The sequence below is a fragment of the Streptomyces sp. NPDC046349 genome, from assembly GCF_055587885.1.
This window is the reverse complement of record NZ_JBVJFK010000005.1, coordinates 92,598-116,244: the sequence shown is the minus strand read 5'-3', so window position 1 is coordinate 116,244 and position 23,647 is coordinate 92,598. Positions and strand designations below refer to the sequence as shown.

24 protein-coding genes are annotated in these 23,647 nt (G+C 70.8%); all 24 read left to right on the top strand.

What is annotated here, in order from left to right:
- The first annotated feature begins 18 nt into the window (after positions 1-18).
- Positions 19-1,659, top strand: coding sequence for a thiamine pyrophosphate-binding protein (locus ACZ6JS_RS13510; protein WP_469297763.1), 1,641 nt, complete (start codon positions 19-21; stop codon positions 1,657-1,659).
- A gap of 82 nt (positions 1,660-1,741) precedes the next feature.
- Positions 1,742-2,176, top strand: coding sequence for a nuclear transport factor 2 family protein (locus tag ACZ6JS_RS13505; RefSeq protein WP_469297762.1), 435 nt, complete (start codon positions 1,742-1,744; stop codon positions 2,174-2,176).
- Between the two features lie 46 nt (positions 2,177-2,222).
- Positions 2,223-2,678, top strand: coding sequence for a nuclear transport factor 2 family protein (locus ACZ6JS_RS13500; protein ID WP_469297761.1), 456 nt, complete (start codon positions 2,223-2,225; stop codon positions 2,676-2,678).
- Positions 2,679-2,690: 12 nt separating this feature from the next.
- A complete protein-coding gene (locus ACZ6JS_RS13495) occupies positions 2,691-3,062 on the top strand; it encodes a nuclear transport factor 2 family protein (RefSeq protein ID WP_469297760.1) in 372 nt (123 codons plus the stop codon).
- A gap of 10 nt (positions 3,063-3,072) precedes the next feature.
- Positions 3,073-4,692: a GMC family oxidoreductase gene (locus ACZ6JS_RS13490; protein WP_469297759.1), complete on the top strand. Its 1,620-nt coding sequence runs from the start codon at positions 3,073-3,075 to the stop codon at positions 4,690-4,692.
- The gene (locus ACZ6JS_RS13485; protein WP_469297758.1) at positions 4,685-5,296 is read left to right on the top strand and encodes a DJ-1/PfpI family protein; all 612 of its coding nucleotides are present in this window, start codon (positions 4,685-4,687) and stop codon (positions 5,294-5,296) included. The genes ACZ6JS_RS13490 and ACZ6JS_RS13485 overlap by 8 nt, the downstream gene beginning before the upstream one ends.
- Positions 5,297-5,319: 23 nt before the next feature.
- Positions 5,320-5,772 (top strand): VOC family protein, encoded by a 453-nt coding sequence (locus tag ACZ6JS_RS13480; RefSeq protein WP_469297757.1) that lies wholly within the window; start codon positions 5,320-5,322, stop codon positions 5,770-5,772.
- 1 nt (position 5,773) lies between these two features.
- Positions 5,774-7,597: an AGE family epimerase/isomerase gene (locus ACZ6JS_RS13475; RefSeq protein WP_469297756.1), complete on the top strand. Its 1,824-nt coding sequence runs from the start codon at positions 5,774-5,776 to the stop codon at positions 7,595-7,597.
- 37 nt (positions 7,598-7,634) lie between these two features.
- A complete protein-coding gene (locus tag ACZ6JS_RS13470; protein ID WP_469297755.1) occupies positions 7,635-7,979 on the top strand; it encodes an STAS domain-containing protein in 345 nt (114 codons plus the stop codon).
- The gene (glgX, locus tag ACZ6JS_RS13465; RefSeq protein ID WP_469297754.1) at positions 7,976-10,123 is read left to right on the top strand and encodes a glycogen debranching protein GlgX; all 2,148 of its coding nucleotides are present in this window, start codon (positions 7,976-7,978) and stop codon (positions 10,121-10,123) included. The genes ACZ6JS_RS13470 and glgX overlap by 4 nt, the downstream gene beginning before the upstream one ends.
- Before the next feature lie 16 nt (positions 10,124-10,139).
- Positions 10,140-10,451 carry an STAS domain-containing protein gene (locus tag ACZ6JS_RS13460; RefSeq protein ID WP_469297753.1) on the top strand — a complete coding sequence of 104 codons (312 nt, stop codon included), beginning with the start codon at positions 10,140-10,142 and terminating at the stop codon, positions 10,449-10,451.
- Between the two features lie 14 nt (positions 10,452-10,465).
- Positions 10,466-10,921, top strand: a complete 456-nt coding sequence (locus ACZ6JS_RS13455) for an ATP-binding protein (RefSeq protein WP_469298108.1) — start codon at positions 10,466-10,468, stop codon at positions 10,919-10,921.
- Positions 10,903-12,162: a PP2C family protein-serine/threonine phosphatase gene (locus tag ACZ6JS_RS13450; protein ID WP_469297752.1), complete on the top strand. Its 1,260-nt coding sequence runs from the start codon at positions 10,903-10,905 to the stop codon at positions 12,160-12,162. The genes ACZ6JS_RS13455 and ACZ6JS_RS13450 overlap by 19 nt, the downstream gene beginning before the upstream one ends.
- A complete protein-coding gene (locus ACZ6JS_RS13445) occupies positions 12,163-12,906 on the top strand; it encodes a MinD/ParA family ATP-binding protein (protein ID WP_469297751.1) in 744 nt (247 codons plus the stop codon).
- 69 nt (positions 12,907-12,975) lie between these two features.
- The gene (locus ACZ6JS_RS13440) at positions 12,976-13,716 is read left to right on the top strand and encodes a type 1 glutamine amidotransferase domain-containing protein (RefSeq protein ID WP_469297750.1); all 741 of its coding nucleotides are present in this window, start codon (positions 12,976-12,978) and stop codon (positions 13,714-13,716) included.
- Positions 13,717-13,764: 48 nt separating this feature from the next.
- Complete coding sequence (locus ACZ6JS_RS13435) at positions 13,765-15,249, top strand: aldehyde dehydrogenase family protein (protein WP_469297749.1); 1,485 nt, start codon at positions 13,765-13,767, stop codon at positions 15,247-15,249.
- 44 nt (positions 15,250-15,293) lie between these two features.
- Positions 15,294-15,908: an NADPH-dependent F420 reductase gene (locus ACZ6JS_RS13430; RefSeq protein WP_469297748.1), complete on the top strand. Its 615-nt coding sequence runs from the start codon at positions 15,294-15,296 to the stop codon at positions 15,906-15,908.
- Complete coding sequence (locus ACZ6JS_RS13425) at positions 15,893-16,417, top strand: (2Fe-2S)-binding protein (protein ID WP_469297747.1); 525 nt, start codon at positions 15,893-15,895, stop codon at positions 16,415-16,417. Before ACZ6JS_RS13430 ends, ACZ6JS_RS13425 begins: the two co-directional genes overlap by 16 nt.
- A gap of 5 nt (positions 16,418-16,422) precedes the next feature.
- A complete protein-coding gene (locus ACZ6JS_RS13420; RefSeq protein ID WP_469297746.1) occupies positions 16,423-18,828 on the top strand; it encodes a xanthine dehydrogenase family protein molybdopterin-binding subunit in 2,406 nt (801 codons plus the stop codon).
- On the top strand, positions 18,825-19,655 hold the full coding sequence (locus ACZ6JS_RS13415; protein WP_469297745.1) for an FAD binding domain-containing protein: 831 nt from the start codon (positions 18,825-18,827) through the stop codon (positions 19,653-19,655). The genes ACZ6JS_RS13420 and ACZ6JS_RS13415 overlap by 4 nt, the downstream gene beginning before the upstream one ends.
- A gap of 53 nt (positions 19,656-19,708) precedes the next feature.
- On the top strand, positions 19,709-20,968 hold the full coding sequence (locus ACZ6JS_RS13410; RefSeq protein ID WP_469297744.1) for an MFS transporter: 1,260 nt from the start codon (positions 19,709-19,711) through the stop codon (positions 20,966-20,968).
- A complete protein-coding gene (locus ACZ6JS_RS13405) occupies positions 20,965-22,503 on the top strand; it encodes an ATP-binding protein (protein ID WP_469297743.1) in 1,539 nt (512 codons plus the stop codon). Before ACZ6JS_RS13410 ends, ACZ6JS_RS13405 begins: the two co-directional genes overlap by 4 nt.
- 12 nt (positions 22,504-22,515) lie before the next feature.
- Entirely contained in the window at positions 22,516-22,857 is a 342-nt protein-coding gene (locus ACZ6JS_RS13400; protein WP_469297742.1) for a nuclear transport factor 2 family protein, read from the top strand.
- Between the two features lie 36 nt (positions 22,858-22,893).
- On the top strand, positions 22,894-23,604 hold the full coding sequence (locus ACZ6JS_RS13395; protein WP_469297741.1) for a TMEM175 family protein: 711 nt from the start codon (positions 22,894-22,896) through the stop codon (positions 23,602-23,604).
- The last annotated feature ends 43 nt before the right edge of the window (positions 23,605-23,647 follow it).

Sequence of the window (23,647 nt, the reverse complement as noted above, 5' to 3'; positions counted from 1 at the left end):
ACAGGCGAGGGGGAATTCATGGAAGCCACTCCCGGACGGGAAAGGCTGATCGAGCAGTTCAAGGCCGACGGCCTGAATGTGATGTTCGGGAATCCGGGGACGGTGGAACAGGGATTCCTCGACGCGGTGGACGCGGCGGAGGACTTCCGCTACATCCTCGCCCTCCAGGAGACCGTCGCCGCCGGCATCGCCGACGGGTACGCCCGGGCGACCGGCGGCGCGGCCCTGCTCCAGCTGCATTCCGGGGTGGGCCTCGGCAACGGCATCGGGATGCTCTACCAGTCGCTGCGCGGCCACACCCCGCTCGTCGTCGTCGCCGGGGACGCCGGGGTGCGCTACGACGCCATGGACGCGCAGATGGCGTCCGACCTGGTGGCCATGGCCAGGCCCGTGACCAAGTACGCGACCCGCGTCACCGACCCGCGCTCGGTGCTCCGCACCGTCCGGCGGGCCGTGAAGATCGCGCTGACCCCGCCCCGCGGGCCCGTGTTCGTCGCGCTGCCGATGGACGTGCTGGACGAGCTCAACTCGGAGCCCGTCCTGCCGGCCACGGTCCCGCTGACGGACGTGGCGCCCTCGCCGGCGTCGGTGGGCCGGGCAGCCGAGCTGCTCGCCTCCGCCGAGCGGCCGGTCGTCCTGATCGGGGACGGAGTGGCGCTCTCCGGGGCGCAGCGCGAGCTCGCCGCCGTCGCCGAGCTACTGGGCGCCGACGTGTACGAGGTCGACTCCTCCGAGGTGAACATCGCGGCCTCGCACCCGCTGCGGCGCGGCCAGACGGGCCACATGTTCGGCCCCCACAGCAAAGAACTGGTCGCGGACGCCGACGGGGTGCTGATCGTCGGCACCTACGTCTTCCCGGAGGTGTTCCCCGAGCTGGAGAGCCCCTTCCGGGCCGGCGCGAAGGTCGTCCACATCGACCTCAACGCCTACGAGATCGCCAAGAACCACCCCGTGGACCTGGGTCTCGCCGCGGATCCGCGGCAGGCGCTGCGCGCGCTGGCCGGCGTACTGGAGCGGCAGTCGACCCCGCAGCGGCGGGCCGCCGCGGCCGCCCGGCTCGACGCACGGACCCGGGAGCGTGCCCGGTCGGCGGGCGCGGCCGCCGAGGACGACGGCACGCCGATGGCCGTCTTCCTGCGGACCCTTGCCGAGCGCACCGGCGGAGACCTGATCGTCTTCGACGAGGCGCTGACCACTTCGCCGCTGGTCACCCGCTACCTGCCGGCCGAGCGCCCCGGCGACTACCACCTGACCCGGGGCGGATCGCTCGGCGTGGGCTTCCCGGGGGCGGTCGGCGCCAAGCTGGCCCGGCCGGACCGGCTCGTCGTGGGCTTCGCGGGCGACGGCGGGTCCATGTACACCTACCAGGCGCTGTGGACAGCGGTCCGGCACGGCATCGACGCCAAGTTCGTCGTCTGCAACAACCGCAAGTACCGGCTGCTGGACGACAACATCGCCCAGTACTGGCGGGAGCGGGACATCCCCGAGCACGGCTTCCCGGGCTCCTTCGACCTCTCGCACCCCGAGATCGACTTCGCCGGGCTGGCGCGTTCGCTCGGCGCCGACGGGATGCGCGTGGAGAAGCCGGACGAGGCGGTCGCAGCGGTGGGCCGGATGCTGTCCCACCCCGGACCGTTCCTCGTCGACGTGCAGATCTGACCGCTGACCGCCTGCCCGATCCGACCCGCCCGACCCGACCCGACCCGTCACCCAGCACGGATACGGAACAGGAGGAGACCGCATGCCCGCCGAGCGGCAGCTGACCGAGGACGCGATCCGCAGTTTCGCCGAGAACTGGTACGTGGCGCTGGACCAGCACGTGGGCCTGGCCGATGTGCTCGCCCTGATCACCGAGGACCTGGAGTTCAAGGTCCCCGAGGACACCTTCCTCGGACACGAGGGATTCGGCCGCTGGTACGCGGCCGTCACCCACCGCTTCTTCGACGAGGTGCACACGGTCACGAAGGTGGAGCCCGTGATCGAGGGCGACCGGGCGGTCGTCCGGGTCCTCGTCAACTGGCAGGCCAAGATCTGGGACCCGCCGGCCGCCCGCAGCCAGTGGCTGGGCTTCGACGCCGACCAGACCTGGACCGTGGTCGCCGGCCCCGACGGACCGCTGATCCAGCAGTACACCGTCAACGACCTGGCGCCGATGCCCGGTTCCGGTTCCCTGTGACCGAGATCGAGACCGAGACCGTGACCGCGGTGAAGGAGAGCCGACGATGCCCGAAGTGACACGGGAGCGGGTCCGGGAGGCCTACGCCGCCCTCGGCTCCGGCGACCGGGCCCGGATCCTGGAGTACTACAGCGAGGACCTGCGCTGGCTGGTGCCGGGCAACCATCCCCTGGCGGGCTGGTACGAGAGCCTTGACGCCTTCCTGGAGCTGATGGGGCAGACCCACAAGCTCACGGGCGGCACCTTCCGGATGGACCTGGAGGCGGTGCTGGTCGGCGAGGACTGCTCGGCGGACGTGTGCCGCAACGTCGCCCAGCGGGCCGGCGCGGCCGAGGCGAGCGGATCTCCGTACGAGCGGATGGACTACCCGGTCTTCCACTTCATGCGGTGGCAGGGCGGCCGGATCGTCGAGGGCCGCGACGGGCTCTTCGGGGACTCGGCGACCGCCTTCAGCCAGTTCTGGGCGCCGTTCGCGCCGGACGGAACCCGCAGGGACCGATAGGGGGTGAGCGCGATGGACGCACGACAGATCCTGCAGAAGTACTACGAATACGCCAACGCCGGGGACTGGGACCGCTGGTGCGACCTGTTCGCCGACGACCAGGTCATGGACGAGCAGCTCGCCGGCCACATCGAGGGCCTGGAGGTGCTCCGGTCGATGATGAAGGGCATGGGGACGATGTACCGCGTCTTCCGCAACGAGCCCGTGCACTTCCTCGTCGACGGGGAGAAGGCCGCGGCCGTCTCCCACCTCACCGCGGTCAGCGCCTCCGGCGAGACCATCGAGGCCGAGGTCATGAACTTCTTCCGGATCGTGGACGGAAAGATCGCCTACATGGCGAACCACCACGACACGGTCCCCTTCCAGGTGCTGAGCCAGGACTGAGGGGGCAGGCGTGAGCGTGGAAGAGTACGACTACATCGTCGTGGGATCGGGCACCGCGGGCAGCGTGCTGGCGAACCGGCTCTCCGAGGACCCGGACGTCTCCGTCCTCGTCCTGGAGGCGGGCGGGCCCCGGATCCCGCCGGAGGTCGACGACCCGTCCTCCTGGTACAAGCTCCTCGGCGGTCCCGTGGACTGGGGCTACACCAGCACACCGCAGCCCGGGCTCGACGGCCGCCGTACCTACGAGCCGCGCGGGAAGGCCCCCGGCGGCAGCAGCAACCTCTACATCATGATGCACATCCGCGGCCACGCCTCGGACTTCGACAACTGGGCCTACCAGGGCGCGGCCGGCTGGGCGTACGAGGACGTGCTCCCGTACTTCGCCCTGCTGGAGGGCCAGGAGGACGTCACCGCCGCCACCACCGGCACCCGCGGCCCGCAGCGGGTCACCAACGCCGGGCTCCACGGCCCCAACCCGGTCTCCCGTGCCTTCATCGACGCGGCCGTCGAACTCGGGCACGAGGAGATCGCCGACTTCAACACCGACGGGCCCCGGCGCGGCCTCTTCGGCACCGGCTGGCACCACATCGACGTGGCCGACGGCCGCCGCCAGGGTGCCCTGGCCGCCTATCTGGAGCCGGCGCTCGACCGGCCGAACCTGACCCTGCGCACCAACGCGCACAGCAGCCGGCTGCTCTTCGACGGGGACACCTGCACGGGCGTCGAGTACGTCCAGCTCCAGCCGCCCGCCCCGCCTGCGGACGGCGGCGTACCCGGCCGGACCGTCCGGGACGGCCACAGCAGCGTCTCCGCGCCCGGACTGCACACCGTACGGGCGCGGCGCGAGGTGGTCGTGGCCGCCGGGGCGATCGAGTCGCCGAAGCTGCTGCTGCTCTCCGGCATCGGCCGGCCGGAGCAACTGCGCGAGCACGGCATCGAGGTCACCGCGGCCCTGCCCGGGGTCGGCGAGAACTTCCACAACCACGTCCTGACCGGGCTGATGGCCGAGGTCACCCAGGAGCTCCCGCCGCCCGCGCAGAACCTCTCCGAGAGCGCTCTGTTCCTGTCCTCGCAGCCGGGTCTGCCCGCCCCCGACCTGCAGATCGCCTTCGTCCACGTGCCGTTCGACGTGATCGTCGGCAGGGACCACCCGAACACGGTGTCCATCCTGCCCGGCGTCGTACGCCCGGTCTCGCGCGGCTGGATCAGGCTGGCGAGCGCCGATCCGCTGGCCCACCCACTGATCAACCCGAACTACCTGGGCGACCGGTGGGACCTGGAACGCATGGTGCAGGGCGTCAAAATCGCCCGGGAGATCTTCGCGACCTCGGCGTTCTCGCCCTGGTACAAGCAGGAGCTCCAGCCCGGTCCGGGCCATGCGTCCGACGACGAGCTGCGCACCTTCGTGAGGCAGAAGTCGGAGAGCTACCACCACCAGGCCGGATCCTGCCGCATGGGCATCGACGACCTCGCCGTCGTCGACCCCGAGCTGAGGGTGCACGGCGTGCGCAACCTGCGCGTCGTGGACGCGAGCGTGATGCCCGCGGTCCCGTCGGGCAACTGCCACACCGCCATCGCGATGATCGCCGAGCGCGCGGCGGACTTCCTGAGGGGGATCTCCCGTGCCTGATGCCGTCCTGCGCGAGGGCGCCCTGTCCGGGACCCGGATCGCGGTCCTGGTCGAGAGCGACTACTACGAGCCGGAGATCTTCTACTACCGGCACCGGTTCGCGGAGGAGGGCGCCGAGGTCGACTTCCTGACCCGGCTGTGGGGCAACGACTCCATCACCTTCACCGGTCACGAGTACCGGGCGCCGTTCACCGTGAACCGCTCCCTGGAGGGCTTGGGCGACGAGGAGCTGCGCCGGTACGCGGCGATCATCGTGCCCTCGGGCATGGTGGCCGACCGGCTGCGCTACACCGAGGACGTGGACGTCCTGGCCCCGGCGACCGAGCTGCTGCGCCGGGCCTTCGAGGAGCCGACGGTCCTCAAGGGGATCATCTGCCACGGCATGTGGCTGGCGTCCTCCATCCCCGGCAAGATCCGCGGCCGCAAGGTCGTCTGCCACAACAACCTGATCGGCGACGTCCGCAACATGGGCGGGGAGTACGTCGACGAGGACGTGGTGGTCGACGGAGACCTGGTCACCGGCCGCACCGGAGCGCACCACCACCTGTTCGCACGCCGGATCATCGAGCTGATCTCGGCCGGCCGGGGCCGGGGGGCCGGCTGATGCCGGGGGCCGCGGACCGGCCGATGGTCTGGTCGCACGTGGGCCTGAACTGCGTGGACCAGAAGACCACCGAGGACTTCTACACGCGGTACTTCGGCTTCTCCCGGGCCCGGGTGGTCGACCTCGGGGACTCCCGCATCGTGTTCCTGCGCAAGGGGGACGCGTACTTGGAGCTCTTCGCGGCGGGCGCCGAGCCGTCCCGTACGGCGCCGGGGGTCGGGGTCCCCCCGGCGGCAGCCGGGGGAGACGGGCCGCAGGCCCCGGGCCGGATGCGCCACCTGGCGTTCCAGACCGACAGCGTGGACGCGTTCCTGGCCGAGCTGGGCGACGCGGCGGAAGTGACCCTGGGGCCGCTGGACTTCGACGACTTCATCTGCGGCTGGCGGACCGTGTGGGTCCGCGATCCCGACGGGGTGATCGTCGAAGTGAGCCAGGGATACGAGGACGACAGCACTCACGACAAGGACGGTGCATGACATGGCGGACGCCGTGAGCTTCTCCTTCTCCGACACCATCGCGGGCTACGTCGTCCGCTTCGACTCCGGTACGCGCCTGCTGCGGCTGAAGACCTCGGACGGCCGCGAGTTCGACGTCTCGCTGGCCGGCGATCCCAGCGCCGAGCTGGTCCGCAACCTGGACGAGCCCTACATCGACGCTTCCGGGCACATCGACGAGATGCTCTCGCCGGGCCGGTTCCTCTTCGTGTACGGCGTCCACTACCCGGAGCACGGCGGTCGCTTCGACGCCAAGCGCCTGGTGTTCCTCGGCCGCGGCGCCGAGGACTACCGCTTCGAGGAGGGCAGCTGGTGGATCAAGCAGATCGAGTCGCTGGCCGACTTCTACCGGCGGGCGCAGTTCGGTGACGGCCCGGTGGACTTCACCGAGTACCGCACCGAGATCCGGCTCGGTGGCGACAAGACCGCCAGCCACGTCCAGGAGACCGACACGATCTCCCGGCTGGTCTACGGCATGGCCTCGGCCTACCTGCTGACCGGCAAGGACGAGTACCTGGAGGTCGCCGAGCGCGGGACCGAGTACCTGCGCAAGCACATGCGGGTCGTGGACGGCGAGGAGGACGTGGTCTTCTGGTACCACGGCATCAGCGTCGACGGGGACAGCGAGCGCAAGCTGTTCACCTCGGAGTTCTCCGACGACTACGACGCGATCCCGATGTACGAGCAGATCTACGCGCTGGCCGGCCCCGTCCAGACGTACCGGGTCACCGGCGACGTCCGGATCAAGAACGACGCCGACGCCACGATCCGGCTGTTCGACAAGTTCTTCTTCGACCCGGAGCAGGGCGGCTACTACTCCCACATCGACCCGATCCTCTTCAGCGCGGACCACGAGTCCCTCGGCGAGAACGCCGAGCGCAAGAACTGGAACTCGGTCGGCGACCACGCCCCCGCCTACCTGATCAATCTCTACCTGGCGACGGGCGACCAGAAGTACGCCGACTTCCTCGAGTACACCTTCGACACGATCGCGGACAAGTTCCCCGACTACAAGAACAGCCCCTTCGTCCAGGAGCGCTTCTTCCGCGACTGGTCCCACGACAAGGCGCACAGCTGGCAGCAGGACCGCGCGGTCGTCGGCCACAACCTGAAGATCGCCTGGAACCTGATGCGGATGAACTCGCTGAAGGCCAAGCCGGCGTACGAGGAGCTCGCCCGGAAGATCGGCGAGATCATGCCGGCTGTCGGCAGTGACGTGCAGCGCGGCGGCTGGTACGACGTCGTGGAGCGCGTGAAGGTGGGCGACCAGGAGACGTATCGTTTCGCCTGGCACGACCGCAAGGCCTGGTGGCAGCAGGAGCAGGCGATCCTCGCCTACCTCATCCTGAACGGCACGGTCGGCGGCGACGCGAACCTGCGCGAGGCCCGGCAGGCGCAGGCCTTCTACAACACCTTCTTCCTCGACCACGACGAGGGCGCCGTCTACTTCAACGTCCTCGCCAGCGGCACGCCGTACCTGCTCGGCACCGAGCGGCTCAAGGGCAGCCACTCGATGTCCATGTACCACTCGGCGGAGCTCTGCTACCTCGCCGCCGTCTACAACAACCTGCTGATCAACGGCCGGGAGATGGACTTCCACTTCCAGCCCGACCCGACCGGCCTGCCCGACCGCGTCCTGCGCGTCTCGCCCGACCTGCTGCCCGCAGGCTCGGTGCGGATCGCATCCGTGGAGATCGACGAGAAGCCGTACACCGACTTCGACGCGGAGGCGCTCACCGTGCGCCTGCCCGACGTCCAGAGCCGCGTCAAGGTGAAGGTCCGGCTGCGGCCGACGGCCAAGAAGTAGCGCTCAACGGGGGGCGCCCCAACCAGAGGGGAAGGCAATGACTCTCAACATCAAGGAACGCCGGAACAAGACGGCCACCGTGCTCGTCGCCACCGGTGAGATCAACAGCGAGACGTCCGGCACGCTGCTGAAGTCCCTGCTGCCGCTGGTCCGCGAGGGCAAGCCGCTGCGGATCGACCTCACGGCGGTGACCTACGTCTCCAGCGCGGGCCTGCGCACCCTGCTCGTGGTCTACCGCGAGGCTCAGCACGCCGGCGTGGCCGTCACGCTCTACGGGGTGAGCGAGGAAGTCCGGTTCGTCATGTCGGCCACCGGCTTCCTCGACTTCTTCGAGACCGGCGAGGCCGCCGCGGCGGCCGCCAAGGCCAAGGCCGCGCGATGAGCGAGACCCGGTCCGAGCAGGTCCTGCGCGTCGACGCGTACCCGACCCACGAGGTGGGCGGGTACCGCGTCCGCGCGGGCAAACCGTTCCCCTTCGGGGCCAACGTGGTCCCCGGCGGGGTCAGCTTCTCCGTCTTCTCCGACCAGGCCACCTCCATGACCCTGGTCATCTACCGGCGCGGAGAGCCCGAGCCGATGGCCGAACTGGAGTTCCCCGAGGAGTTCCGCACCGGCAGCGTGTTCGCCATGACCGTCTTCGGCCTCGACCACGAGAACATCGAGTACGGGTACCGGGCCGACGGCCCCTACGACCCGGTCACCGGCCACCGTTTCGACGCCCGCCAGGTCCTCTCCGACCCCTACGCCCGGCTGATCGCCGGCCGGGACGTGTGGGGCGTGGAGCCGGACTACAGCCGCGGCTACCAGTACCGCTCCCGCGTCTGCCTCCAGGACTTCGACTGGGGCGACGACACCCCCCTGGGCATCCCCGCCGAGGACCTCGTCGTCTACGAGGCCCACGTGCGCGGCTTCACCCGGCACCCCAACTCGGGCGTCACCGCCCCCGGCACGTTCGCCGGTCTGCGCGAGAAGATCCCGTACCTCAAGGAGCTCGGGGTCAACTGCATAGAACTGCTGCCGGTGTTCGAATTCGACGAGAGCGACAACCCGCGCTCCAACCCGGAGACGGGCGAGAAGCTCTTCGACTACTGGGGCTACAACACCGTCTCCTTCTTCGCGCCCAAGGCCGGCTACGCGGCCACCGGACGCTACGGAATGCAGGGCGACGAGTTCCGCACCCTGATCAAGGACCTGCACGCGGCCGGCATCGAGGTCATCCTCGACGTCGTCTTCAACCACACCGCCGAGGGCAACGAGCAGGGGCCGACGATCTCCTTCAAGGGGCTCGACAACGCCACCTACTACATGCTCACGCCCGAGGGCTACTACTTCAACTTCAGCGGCACCGGCAACACGGTCAACTGCAACCACCCCGTCGTGCGCAACTTCGTGCTCGACTGCCTGCGCCACTGGGTCGCCGACTACCACATCGACGGCTTCCGCTTCGACCTCGCCGCCATCCTCGGCCGGTCCCTGGACGGCACGCCGCTGCCCAACCCGCCGCTCCTCGAACTGCTCGCCTACGACCCGGTCCTGCGGCACACCAAGCTCATCGCCGAGGCCTGGGACGCCGGCGGCCTGTACGAGGTCGGCAACTTCCCGGCGTACGGCCGCTGGGCGGAGTGGAACGGCAAGTACCGCGACACCGTACGCCGCTTCCTCAAGGGCGACCCCGGGGTCACCGGCGAACTGGCCACCCGCATCGCCGGCTCGCCCGACCTCTACTCCAGCCGCGGCACCGCCGCCTCCGTCAACTTCCTGACCGCGCACGACGGCTTCTCCCTCGCCGACCTGGTCTCCTACAACGACAAGCACAACGAGGCCAACGGCGAGGGCAACAACGACGGCGCCAACGACAACAACAGCTGGAACTGCGGAGCCGAGGGTCCCACCGACGACCCGGCGATCAACACCCTGCGCACCCGCCAGATGAAGAACGCCCTCGCCATCCTCCTCACCAGCCAGGGCATCCCGATGCTGCTCTCCGGCGACGAGGTCGGCAGGACCCAGCAGGGCAACAACAACACCTACTGCCAGGACAACGAACTGTCCTGGTTCGACTGGGACCAGGTCGACGACAACGCCGAACTGCTCCGCTTCACCCGGCAGATGATCGCCTTCCGCAAGCGCCACCGCGAGCTGCGCTCCACCTCCCACCCCACCGGGCGGGTCCGCGAGCACCTCGGCCTGCCGGACATCAGCTGGCACGGGGAGCGGGCCTGGCAGCCCGACTGGTCGGCGGAGAGCCGGCTGGTGGCGGTCGCCCGCTGCGGCGCCGGCGACGACGACGTGGTCTACGTGGCCATGAACGCGCACTGGGAGTCCCACGACCTGGAACTGCCCGCCCTGCCCGGCGGACGCAGCTGGCACCTGTTCGCCGACACGGGGGCCGACGCACCGCACGACATCCGCACCCCGGGGACCGAGCCGGAGCTGGACAACGCCGGCAAGTACCTGATCGGCCCCCGTTCGGTGGTGATCCTCGTGGGCCGCACGAACGAACCCGACGCATTCGACACGCCCTGACCGAAGGAGACCTGACATGCCGCTTTCCGTGTCCCTGAGCATCGAGGGCGACACCACCGTGATCGAACTGTCGGGCGAACTGGACGCCAAGACCGCGCCGGACTTCCACCGGACCATCGAGAAGGCCGCCGGCCACGGCACCACCGTCGTCGAGATCAGGATGGCCGGCGTCGGCTACATGGCCAGCGCCGGCCTGCGCTCCCTGGTCTTCGCCCAGCAGAAGATCGCGGACCACGTCACCATCAAGGTGGTCGGTGCCATCGAGCCCGTCTCCCGGACCATCCGGACGGCAGGCCTCGACCGCAGCATCGTCCTCTCCGATGAGTGACGACCGTGAGTGACATGGTCGAGCTGGCGAGGACGCCCGTCGTACTGGAGGTGCCCGCGACGGTCGGGGCACTGGGCGACATCGCCGCGTTCGTCCTGCGGCTGGCCGGCCGGGCGGGGCTCGACAAGCGGGCCGCCTACCGGCTCCGGCTGGCAGTCGACGAACTGGCCACGAACATCGTGATGCACGGATACCGGGGCGGCGACGGACGGATCACCGTCCGCGGCCGCTCCGGCCCGGGCGGTGTGCAGATCGCCATCGAGGACTCCGCCCCCGCCTTCGACCCCGTCGAAGGCCGCCTGCCGCCCTGCCCAGGGGTCCCCCTGCAGGACCGGCGGGTCGGCGGCCTCGGCATCCACCTCGCCCTGACCAGCGTGGACGAGTTCGCCTACGCGCACAGGGACGGCCGCAACATCAGCACGCTGACTGTGAAGGCTGAGGGGACGGACCCATGCCCTCCACGACCGTGATCATCCTCGACGCGCACCCGGCACCGCCGCCCGAACTGCTCGACGCCCTGCGGACGATGGACGCCTCCCTCGTCACCCGCACGCTGACGGAGCTGCGCGAAGGGCCGCTGGAACTGCTGCCCGTCGCGGACGTGCTGCTGGCCCCGGCCGAGTCCGACGGGGACGCCGTACGGATGGCCGTACGGCGGCTGCGCCGCTGGGCCGGAGCCCCCATCGTGGTCGTGTGGGCCGTGACGGAGTTCGCCGCCCTGGAGGAGCACGTCCGGATCGGGCACGACTACCTCGTCCCACCCTTCCTCCCCGCCCTCGTCGGGGCCCGGCTGCACAGCTGCTCGGAGCGCGCCGGACTCGGCCGCACCCTGCGCGAGGCCGACGCCCGCGCCGAACTCATGGGCTACGAGAAGGAACTGGAGATCGGCCGCGAGATACAGGCGGGCTTCCTGCCCGAATCGCTGCCCGTCCCCGACGGCTGGGAGATCGACGTACGCTTCCGGCCCGCCCGACAGGTCGCCGGGGACTTCTACGACGTCTTCGAGATCTCCCGCGGCCGCCGGCTGGCCTTCGTCGTCGCCGACGTCTGCGACAAAGGGGTCGGCGCCGCGCTGTTCATGGCGCTCATCCGCTCCCTGCTCCGCCACACCGCGCAGAACAGCGGACTCCAGCACCTGGTCGCCGCCGGCCGGGCCGGCGGCAGCCGGCGGATCCCGGTCGTCGGCGCGACACCCCTGCTCAACGCGGTCACCGCCACCAACGGCTACCTCACCAGCAACCACCTGCGGCAGGGCTACTTCGCCACTCTCTTCTTCGGGGTGCTGGACCCGCTCACCGGCAGCCTGGTCTACATCAACGGCGGCCACAATCCGCCCCTGCTGCGGCCCGCCGACGGCAGCCCGCCCGCGGCCCTGGACATCACCGGACCGGCCGTCGGGGTCCTGCCCGACTGCGTCTACACGCTCGGCTACGCCCAGCTGGACCCGGGCGACACCCTCTTCGTGTTCACCGACGGAGTGCCCGAGGCCCGCTGTCCCAACGGCAGCTTCCTCGGCGACGAACGCATGCTGGAACTGCTTGCCGGACCACTGGTGAGCGGCAAGGACCTGGTCGACCGGATGGACCTGGCGGTCCGCGAGCACACCGGCACCGCCGAGCAGCACGACGACGTCACCATGCTCGCCCTGCACCGGCCGCGTACGGCGCGGGGGCCGTACGCGGCCGGCCCCGGCCATCAGGTGGTGGCCTAGATGGCCCGGACCATCGTGGTGCACTCGCACCGCGGCGGGACGGGCAAGTCCTCGGTCCTGGCCAACCTCGCGCTGCTGATCGCCGCCGGGGGACGCCGGGTGGGGGTGGTGGACACCGACATCCAGTCACCCACTCTGGACCTGCTGTTCCGGCTCGGCCCCGGTCCCTCCCTGGCCGACTACCTGCTCGGCCGCTGCGAGATCGAGGCCGCCGCCCAGCCGGCCGGTGTGCCCGGGCTGTACGTCGTACCGGCCCGGACCGGGACGGCGGCCCTGCGGGAACTGATGGCCGGCGGCTATGACGTGGGCCTGTTGCCGGAGGGCTTCGACCGGTTGGCCGAGCACTACGCGCTGGACGTGCTGCTGCTCGACACCCACGCCGGGCTCAACAACGAGTCGGTGACCGCGATGGCGAGCGCCGACGTGCTGATGATCATGGCCCGGGCCGACCGGATCGACCTCTCCGGGGTCGAGGAGACCATCGCCCTCGCCGGGCGCCTGGCCTGCCGGCGGACCCTGGTGCTGAGCATGGCGCCCGCCGGCATCGACCGGGACTCGGCCCGGCGGCGCTCCGAAGAGGTCTACGGCGCACCCGTGGCCGGAATCCTTCCCTACTCGCCGGAAATGGCCTCCCTGTACGGGGAGCGCATATTTGCAGAAGCCCATCCCGACCATCCCCTGGTCGATGAATTCCGCACCATCATCTCGGCGTTGGACGCACGTGACGAAGTATCGCGGGCCTGACGTCACCCCCTTACGCCCCCTGCGGGGGGCGTGTTGAATCGGCAGCGAATCCAGAACAAGGAGAGAATCATGAAGATTCTCGTCGTCATGACGGCCAAGGCGACCCTGCACCTGCTGGACGGCGAACAGCATCCCTCGGGATTCTGGGCAGAGGAATTCGTCGTTCCCTTTTCGCTCTTCAAGGCCGCCGGCCACGACGTGGACGTGGCGACGATCGGGGGCCGCGCTCCCACCGTCGACCGGACGAGCATCGACCCCCAGTTCCTCCGGTGGGTCCGCCCCCAGGGTTCCCCCGACGAGGACGCGGCCAACGCCGCCGAGTACGTCCGGGTCATCGAGAACACCCCCCAGCTGCGGGCCCCCCTGGCGCTGGAGTCGCTCACCGAGAAGGACGTCGCCGACTACGACGGCGTCTACGTCAGCGGCGGCCACGGCGCGATCGGCGACCTGCCCAAGTCCGACGAACTCGCGCAGGTCCTTCGCTGGGTCATCGCCCAGGACAAGCCCCTCGCCACCGTCTGCCACGGCCACACCTCGCTGCTCGCGCTGCGCGACGGCGAAGGCCGCTGGCCTTTCGAGGGCTACCGGATGACGGCCTTCTCCCACGACGAGGAACTGGTCACCAACATGGCCGGCCGGCTCCCGCTGATCCTCGAGGTCGAACTCACCCGCCTCGGCGCCCGCTACGAGAAGGCAGACGCGATCTGGGACTCCCACGTGGTCGTCGACCGCAGGCTGACGACCGGCCAGAACCCGTACTCCTCCAAGGCCCTCGCGGAGACGTTCCTGCGCGAGCTCGCGAAGGGCTGAGGGGACAGACCCCCACCCCCGCCCCGCATCCGACACCGGAAGGCAGCCATGACCAAGCGTGAGCTGAGCGGCCCGCCCCTCGCCAACCCCGGGAAGCTGTTCATCGGCGGCACATGGGTCCCGGCCCTGGACGGCCGGACCGAGCCGGACGTCAGTCCCGTCGACGGACAGGAGATCGTGCCGGTCGCCCAGGCCGCCGCGGCCGACGCGGACGCGGCCGTCGCCGCCGCCCGCGCGGCGTACGAGGAAGGTCCGTGGAGCAGACTGTCCGCCCAGGAGCGGGCGCTGCGGCTGAACCGGGTCGGTGAGCTCATCGAGCGCGACCTGGAGGAGATCGCACTGCTGGAGACCGTGGACATGGGCAAGCCGTTCGCGTTCTCCAGCACCGTCGACGCCCCCATGGCCGCCCAGCTCATGCACTACTACGCCGGGGCCGTGACCCGCGTCGACGGCTCCTCGCGTGCCCCGGCGGGCGGACAGCTGGCCTACACCCTGCGCGAACCGCTGGGCGTCGTCTGCGCGATCACCCCGTTCAACTTCCCGCTGCTGCTGTCGATGACGAAGATCGCACCGGCGCTGGCGGCGGGGAACACGGTCGTCCACAAGCCCTCCCCGGCCACTCCGCTCACCGCACTGAAGATCGCCGAGCTCTTCCAGGAGGCGGAGATCCCCGACGGGGTGCTCAACGTGGTCACCGGCCCCGGCGTGGAGCTGGGGGAGACGCTCACCGACCACCCCGGCATCGACAAGATCGCCTTCACGGGCTCCACCGTCGTCGGCCAGTCGATCATCCGCAGGGCCGCCGGCACCCTGAAGAAGGTCACGATGGAGCTCGGCGGCAAATCCGCCAACATCGTCTTCGCCGACGCCGACCTCGACGCCGCCGAGGAGCTCGCCTTCTTCGGCATCTACTACAACAAGGGCGAGATCTGCACGGCCGGATCCAGGCTGCTGCTCCAGCGCCCCATCCACGACGAGCTGGTCGAACGCCTCGTGCGCCGGGCCGCCGCCCTCAGGCCCGGCGACCCGCGCGACCCGGCCACCCTCTTCGGGCCCCTCGCCCACCGAGGCCAGTTCGACAAGGTCAGCTCGTACATCGAGATCGGCGAGAAGGAGGGCGCGGTCCTGCGGACCGGCGGCACCGGGTGGACCCCCGAGGGAGCCTCCGCCGAGGGCCTGTACTTCCTGCCGACCGTCTTCACCGGCGTCGACAACGGGATGCGCATCGCCCAGGAGGAGATCTTCGGCCCCGTCCTGTCGATCATCCCCTTCGACACGGAGGAGGACGCCGTCCGCATCGCCAACGACAGCGCGTACGGCCTCGCCGCCGGCGTCCACACCAAGGACCTGCGCCGCGCCCACCGCGTCGCCTCGCAGATCAAGGCCGGCACAGTCTGGGTCAACTGCTACAACCAGTACGACCCCGCGGTGCCCTACGGCGGCTACAAGGCCTCCGGATTCGGGCGCGAGTGCGGGCCCGAGTCCCTCGAGAGCTACACCCAGACCAAGTCGGTCTGGATCGGCATGGACTGAGAAGGCCGGGCCCGACCCGGACACCCCTTACCCGAGGAGCGTCAATGCGGACAGCCGTCATCGGCACCGGGCGGATCGGCACGGTCCTTTCGAGGATCCTCGTGGCGGCAGGCCACCGGGTGGTCCTCGCCAACGCCCGGGGCCCCCAGACCCTCGGCCCGCTCGTGGCCGAGCTGGGACCGGCGGCCTCGGCGGCGCACCCCGCCGAGGCCGCCGCCCAGGGCGAACTCCTGGTGCTGATGGTGCCCTTCGAGCGCGTTCGCGGACTGCTCCCGCCGCGCGCCGTGCAGGACAAGGTGCTGGTGGACGCGACGAACGCGTTCGGCGGCCCCGGCGCGCCCGCCGACCTCGGCGGGCGCGGCTCCAGCGACCTGGTCGCCGAGTGGTACCCGGACGCGCAGGTCGTGAAATCACTGAACACCATGCATTTCGAAACCCTCGCCGTCGCGGGAACCGCACCCGGAGAGCGCCTGGCGCATTTCACCGCGGGCGACGACGGAAAAGCGAAGGAAATCGTCGCGGGAATCATCACGGATATCGGATTCGCGCCCGTCGACACAGGCCCGCTGCACTCCGGGGGAATTCTCCAGCAGCCCGGCGGGCCCCTCTTCAACCGGCCGCTCACGGAAGCGCAGGCGCTGGCATGGATATCACACTGAACGTGAACGGAAGACCCGAGCAGTTCTCCGCGCAGCCGAACGAACTGCTCGTCGAACGGCTCCGCGACGGCCTCGGCCTGACCGGCACCAAGGTCGGCTGCGACACCGGCCAGTGCGGCTCCTGCGTGGTCCGCCTGGACGGCCGGTCCGTCAAGAGCTGCCTGGTCCTGACCGCCTCCGCGGCCGGCAGCGAGGTCGCCACCATCGAAGGCGTCACCACCCGGGGCGGAGAACTGTCCGTCCTCCAGGAGGCCCTGCGCCAGGAGCACGGCACCCAGTGCGGCTTCTGCACCCCCGGCATGGTGATGGCCCTCGGCGAGCTCGTCGACGCCGCCGCCGACCGCCCGGCCCCCACCGAGCCCGAGATCCGCGAGTGGCTCACCGGCAACCTGTGCCGCTGCACCGGCTACCACAGCGTCGTACGGGGGGTGCAGCGCGCCTGCGCCGCCACCCGCGACGAGGTGCCCGCCGGCTCCGCCGCATCCACCGCAGCCGCACCGGAGGTGTGAGGGAGATGACCACAGCGACGGGGGAGGCCCCGGCCGACCGCGGCCGAGTGCTCGGTCAGCCGCTGGACAGCCGCGAGGACCCGCAACTGCTGCGCGGCGAGGCCACGTACGTGGCGGACATCGACCTGCCGGGCACCGCGCACATGGCCATCCTGGGCAGCCCGGTGGCCCACGCGAGGATCCTGTCCATCGAGACCAAGGCGGCCGAGCAGCTGCCCGGAGTGCTGAAGGTGGCCACAGCGGCCGACTTCGCCGACGTCATGCCGCTGCCCTGCATCTGGATCCCCGGCGGGGTCGAGAGCCACTTCCCGCCGCACCCGTACGGACTTCCGGGCGCCCGCCCGGTCCTGACCGGCGACACCGTCCGCCACGTCGGCGACCCCATCGCCGTGGTCGTCGCCGAGACCCCCCGCCAGGCCGCCGCCGCGCTGGCCGCCATCGCCGTCGAGTACGAGCCGCTGCCCGTCGTCACCCGCGCCGACGAGGCCCTCGCCGACGGTGCGCCCCAGCTCCACGAGGCCGTCCCGGGAAACCTCAACGCGTACTGGACCTGCGGCGACCAGGAGCGCACCGACGCAGCCATCGCCGCCGCCGAGGTCACCGTCGAGCTCGACCTGGTCAACCAGCGCACCATCAACAGCCCCATCGAGCCGCGCGGCGCGGTCGGTCACTACGACCCGGCCACCGGCGACTACACCCTCTACGCCTCCACCCAGGGCCCGCACAACCACCGCTTCCTGCTCGCCGCGCTGGTCCTCGGCATCCCCTTCAACAAGCTCCGGGTGATCGCCCCGACCGTCGGCGGCAGCTTCGGCACCAAGGGGTACCTGTACCCCGACATGCCCCTGGTCCTGCTGCTCTCCAAGGCGCTCGGCAGGCCCGTGAAATGGGTGGACACCCGCACCGGGCTGATGAACTCCACCGTCCAGGGCCGCGACCACCGCCAGCACGTCACCCTCGCCGGCACCCGCGACGGCCGCATCACCGCCGTGCGCTGCACCAGCCACGCCAACCTCGGCGCGTACCCCTCGACGATCGGGCCCGGCGTCGCCACCGCCCTCATGGGCCGCTCCATCAGCGGCATGTACGACATCGACGCCGCCTTCTGCGAGGTGTACGCCGCCTTCACCAACACCGTCCCCCTGGGCGCCCAGCGGGGCAGCGGACGCGCCGAGGCAGCCTTCCTCATGGAGCGGCTCGTCGACCGGTACGCCTGCGAGATCGGCATGGACCCGGCGGCGGTGCGGCGCAAGAACCTCGTGCCGAAGGAGAAGTTCCCCTACGACAACGGCCTCGGCTGGACCTACGACTCCGGGGACTACCGGCTGAACTTCGACAAGGCCATCGAGCTGTCCGGCTACGCCGACATGCCCGCCCGCAAGGCCGAGGCCCGCGCCCGCGGCAAGCGCCTCGGCGTCGGCATCGCCACCTACGTCGCGATCTGCGGCGTCGGCCCCTCCACCCGGATGTCGCAGGAGGGCATGCTCGGCGGCACCTGGGAGAGCGCCAACATCCGCGTCCACCCCACCGGAGAGGTCACCGTCACCGTCGGCTCCGCCTCCACCGGTCAGAGCCACGGGACGGTCTTCGCGCAGGTCGCCGCGGACGAGCTCGGCATCGACCCCGCGACCGTCCAGGTCCACGAGGGCGACACGCAGAAGGCCCCGTACGGGCAGGGCACCTACGGCTCCCGCTCCTACAGCATGGCGGCGCCGGCGGTGGCCCTCACCGCCCGCAAACTCAAGGCCAAGCTGGTCAGGGCGGGCGCCGTCTTCCTGGGCGTGCCCGAGGGCAAGGTCGTCTACCAGGGCGGCGCGATCCACGAAGAGGGCAACCCGGAGAACACCAAGACCTTCGCCGAACTGGCCATGGCCATGTGGTACGGCTGGGGGCTGCCCCCGGAGATCGAGCCGGCGCTGGACGAGACCACGCACTTCGACCCGCCGGACTTCAACTACCCCTTCGGCACACACGTCGCCGTCGTCGAGATCGACGAACTGACCGGCGAGACCGAGGTGGTCGCCTACACCGCCGTCGACGACGCCGGCCACATCGGCAACCCGAAGATCGTCCAGGGGCAGATCGAGGGCAGCATCGTGCACGGCCTGGGCCAGGCCCTCATGGAGGCCGCCGAATACGACGAGAATGGCCGGCTGATCAGCGCCGACCTGGGCCACTACGCCCTGCCGCGCGCGGCCGACGTGCCGTTCTTCGCGCTCGACAAGACCGTCACGCCCAGCCCGCACAACCCGCTCGGCGCCAAGGGAGCGGGCGAGATCGCCACCGTCCCGCCCGCCGCCGCCGTGGTCAACGCCGTCGTCGACGCCCTCGGCGACCTGGGCGTCCGGCACATCGACATGCCGCTCACCCCCGAGAAGGTCTGGCGCCGCCTGAGAGGGGAATCCCAGTGATCCTCACCGAGTTCGACTACGCCCGCCCCGCCGGCCTCGACGAGGCGCTCGCCCTGCTGGCGGAGACCCGCGGCGCCCGGGTGCTGGCCGGCGGCCAGAGCCTGCTGCCCGACCTGCGTGCCGGAGCCGACGACGCCCGCCTGCTCGTCGACATCCGGCAGTTGGCCGAGCTGCGCGGCACCGGCCGCACGCCCGACGGCCGCCGCCTGCGCATCGGGGCCCTCACCACGCTCGCCGACCTCGCCGCCGACCCACTGGTCCTCGCCGAGACACCGGAACTGGCCGCCGCGGCCCGCGCCAACGGAGACCCGCAGGTCCGCAACCTCGGCACCGTCGGCGGCAACCTGGCGGCCGCCGGGCGGGCCACCGACCTGCCGGCTGCCGCCATCGCCGCCGACGCCGTCGTCGAACTGGCCGGCCCCGGCGGGCGCACCATCCTTTCGGCCGAGGAGTTCGCCGCCGGCCCCGCACCCGCCGGCCAGGTGCTCACCGCGCTGCTCGTGCCCGCAGCCGGCCCGGCCGCCGCCTTCGAGAAGTCCGCCGACCGCGCCACCCGCTACCCGGTCTGCGCCAGCGCCGTACGGATCATCCCCGACGGGCCGCGCATCGCCGTCACCGGGGCCACCCCCCGGCCCCTGCGCCTGCGCGCGGTCGAGGACCGGCTGCGCGGGGGCCCGTACGGCACCGAAGCCGTACTCGCCGCCTTCCGAGCCGAACCCAGGGAGCTGTTCGTCCCCGGGCGCGGCACCTCGGCCGAATACCTCGGCCACCTCGCGGGAGTCCTCACCGCCCGAGCCCTGCAGAGGGCCGAGCGGTCCCTCGCCTGACCGACCGACCACAGGGCCCGCCCGGGTCCCTCACGGGGGAGTTGAGTGAAGCAGTGGCCGAACCGTCCGAAACGACCACGGCGTCGACCGCGCAGCCGGCCGCTCACGCGGCCGGCGCGCCGCCCGGAGGCTCCGGCTTCTGGGTGGTGGGCGCCGTCCTCGTCCTGCTGATGCTCTCCTCCTCCGTGCCCTCCGCCCTCTACGTGCTCTACCAGCAGGAGTGGGGCCTGTCCTCCGGCACGATCACGGTGGTCTTCGCCCTGTACGCGGTCACCGTGCTGGCCGGGCTGCTGCTCTTCGGCTCCCTCTCCGACACCCTGGGCCGGCGCCCCGTCCTGGGCGCCGGACTGGTCCTGGCGATCGTCTCCATGGCCCTGTTCGCCGGAGCGCAGGGGCCCGGACTGCTCCTCGCCGCCCGCGCCGTGCAGGGCCTCGCCGTGGGCCTCGCCACCGGCGCGATGGGGGCGGCCCTGCTGGAACTCACCCCTGCCGCACGGCCCGCCCTCGGCGCGCAGGTCAACAGCGCCGGACCGACCGTGGGTATCGGGCTCGGCGGGATCGGGGCCGGACTGCTCGTCCAGTATGCGCCCGCACCGACCGTCCTGAGCTACCTGCTGCTCATCGGGGCTTTCGCCGTGACCCTGGCGGGGGTCGTCCGCATGCGCGAGAGCGCTCCCGGCGCCGGCGGCCGGCTGCGGGTGGTCCCGCACCGGATCCGCGTACCGGCAGGTGCCCGGGGCCGCTTCCTCGTCCTCGCCTCGACCATCGTGGCCGTCTGGTCCGTGGGCGGCTTCTACCTCTCCCTCGGCCCGCACCTGGCCCTGTCCCTGCTCCGGTCCACGAACTACCTCGTCGGCGGGGCCACGGTCGCGCTGCTCGCCGGCGCCGCCACCGTCGCCCAGCTGATGCTCGGCCGCACCGCGGCGCTGCGCACCGCCGTGCTCGGGCTGCTCGGCCTGCTCGCCGGTCTCGCGCTGGTGCTGCTCGCGCTGGGCCTCGGATCGGCCCCCGTGTTCCTGGTGGCCACGGCCGTCCTCGGGAGCGGCTGGGGAGCCGCCTTCCTCGGCTCCTTCCGGGCGCTGAGCGGGCTGGCCGAACCGGCGCACCGCGGTGAACTGACCGCCGCCGTATACGTCTTCGCGTACCTCGCGATGAGCGTGCCGGCCGTGCTCGCCGGGATGCTCACCAACGTCCACGGGCTGCACCGCACCTCGGTCGGCTTCATGGCCGCCGTCGCCGCGGTGTGCGCGGGGGCCCTGCTGGCCACCCTGCGCCTGGCCGCCCGTACCGAGGCCGAAGGGAGCACCGCATGACCGCACCGGGCACGACCACGGCGGAGCTTCGCTCCGCCCTGCGCGGACTGGAGGTCTTCGCGGGGATCACCGAGGAACAGCTGGACTGGCTCGTCTCGGTGTCCCGGCCGCAGGTCCTCTCCGACGGGGAGGTGCTCTTCCGGGACGGTGAGGAGGCCACCGCCTTCCACGTGCTGCTCTCGGGCGGGCTCGTCGTCACCAAGGTCGTCGACGGCCGGGAGGAGGTCCTGACGCGGCATTCCACCGAGGAGGAGAGCGCCGCCGCCGAGGACCACGACGGCAAGCCCCCGGCCGCCCACCGCTTCACCGGTGAACTGCCGCTGCTGACGGACGGCTCGTACGTGGCCACCGCCGCCGCGAGCGGGCCGTCGACCACGGTCGTGGCCTACCCCAGGGCGGTCTTCTTCGAGATGCTCACGCGTTGCCACGGCGTGGCCGCCGTACTGATCCCCGTCCTGGCCTGGCGCATCAAGTCCTCTGAGGTGCAGGCCCGCAAACGGGCCACCGTGGAGGCGCTGGGCACGCTGGCCGCCGGTCTCGCGCACGAGCTCAACAATCCGGCGGCAGCGGTGGCCCGGGCCGCGCAGGAACTGGCGCCCGCCCTGGACCGGCTCACCCGGACCGCCCAGGACTGGGGTGCGGCCGCCACCGCCGCCGAGCGCTCGGTCCTCGACCGGCTCACCGGGGAACTGGACGCGCTGCCGCCGCCGGCCACCACCGACCCGCTGGCCCAGGCCGACGCGGAGGAGGAGATCGCCGACTGGGCCGAAGGGGTCGGCGCCGAGCGCTCCGGTCTGCTCGGCTCGGGCGTTTCCGATCTCGGACTGGAACTGGGGTGGCTCCTGGAGCGGATCGAGGGCGTCGGCAAGGACGCCCGCGCCCGCGCCCTGGACCACCTGGCGGCGCTGCTGGAGGTCCGGTCGCTCACCGCGGAGCTGCGGGCGGCGGGCCCCAGGATCTCCCAACTCGTCTCCGCCACCCGGGATTACGCCAATCTCGACCGGGCGCCCGAGCAGCGCTTCCCGGTGACCGAGGGACTGGAGAACACGCTGGTCGTGCTGCGTGCCAAACTGGACGGCATCAGCATCGTGCGTGCGTACGAGCCGGACCTGCCCGAACTGACGGGCTATCCGGGTGAGTTGAACCAGGTGTGGACCAACCTGGTCGACAACGCCGTCGAGGCCATGGAAGGCGCCGGCGTGCTGACGCTGAGCGCCCGGTCCGAGGGCGTCTGCATGGTCGTGGAGGTCGCCGACACCGGTCGGGGCATCCCCGCGGAATCCCTGCCGCGGATCTTCGAACCCTTCTACACGACCAAGGACGTGGGCAAGGGCACCGGTCTGGGGTTGCACCTCAGCTACCGCATCGTGACCCAGCGCCACCGCGGGTCGCTCACCGCCCGCTCACGTCCCGGCGAGACCCGGATGGTCGTGCGGCTGCCCTTCGCGGGCAGCGCCCAGTCCTGCGTCTCACGTGCGAGAACACCCGATACCGCACGCGAAGGCGCACCTGCCGAGAGTACCTCTCCCCGTTGAAACGGAGTCGACATGGCCCAGTACGACATCTCCAAGCTGCACCCGGTGTTCGTCCGTCAGATGGAGGCGCTGGCCGCCCTGGACATCGAGGCGGTGATGAAGAACTACACCGACGACGCGGTGCTGTTGCGGTTCGAGGGCGTCTCGGAGGGCATCGAAGCGGTTCGTGAGACGTTCACCGGCTATCTCACCGTGAAGCCCACGCTGGTGGAACTCCAGGAGTACGTCGAGACCGAGGACACCATCTTCTATCGGGCGATCATGAACCTGAACGGCGAACCGGAGCACGCGTTCGGGACACTCGTGGTCCGCGATGGCCGAATCTGGCGCCAGACGGCCGGCTTCGGCCGCTGAGACCGGAAATCTGGGTAGCGTGTGCGGGGAGAGCGGGTGAACGCGCTCTCCCCGTATGTGCGGCCCACGGCGCGCACGTCGGGAAATGGTAAAGGGGAGGTCATGGAAAATGAAACCGGGCGGGTCGAGGCATTCAGTGATGGTGTATTTGCCATCATTATTACGATCCTCGTTCTGGAATTAAAGGTTCCGGAAGAAACCGGGTCGGCCTTCTGGCACGGAGTCCGTGAACAATGGCCCCATTACGCCGCCTATGTGGTGAGCTTCCTCATCATCGGCGTGATGTGGGTGAACCACCACACCATCTTCAGTCACCTCAAGAGGGTCGACCGCCCGCTGTTGTTCCTGAATCTCCTGGTGCTGATGGTGGTCTCGGTGATCCCGTACACCACCAACGTGCTCGCCGAGCACCTCACCGAAGGCGGCGACGCCAACCCGGCCGCGGTCCTCTACAGCCTCGTCACCGTGGCCTACGCCTTGGCGTTCCTGCTGTTCTGGTGGTACGTGACCCGGGTCGGGCACCTCTTCCACGAACAGGTGGACAAGGACGGGGCGCGGGCCACCAGGATGCGTTTCGGCCTCGGCGCCATCGCCTACCCCTGCACGGTCGTCCTGGCCTTCTTCTCCGCACCTCTCACGCTTGTCGCACACTTCCTGATCGCGATCTACTATGCGGCGAACCAGATCCCCATCCCCCTCGTGGTAGAGGAAGAGCGGCTCGAATCTGCCAGCGACCTCAGGAAGTAGCCGCAGGGGCCTACGGCCGTTCTCGGCGGTCAAGTAGGGTATT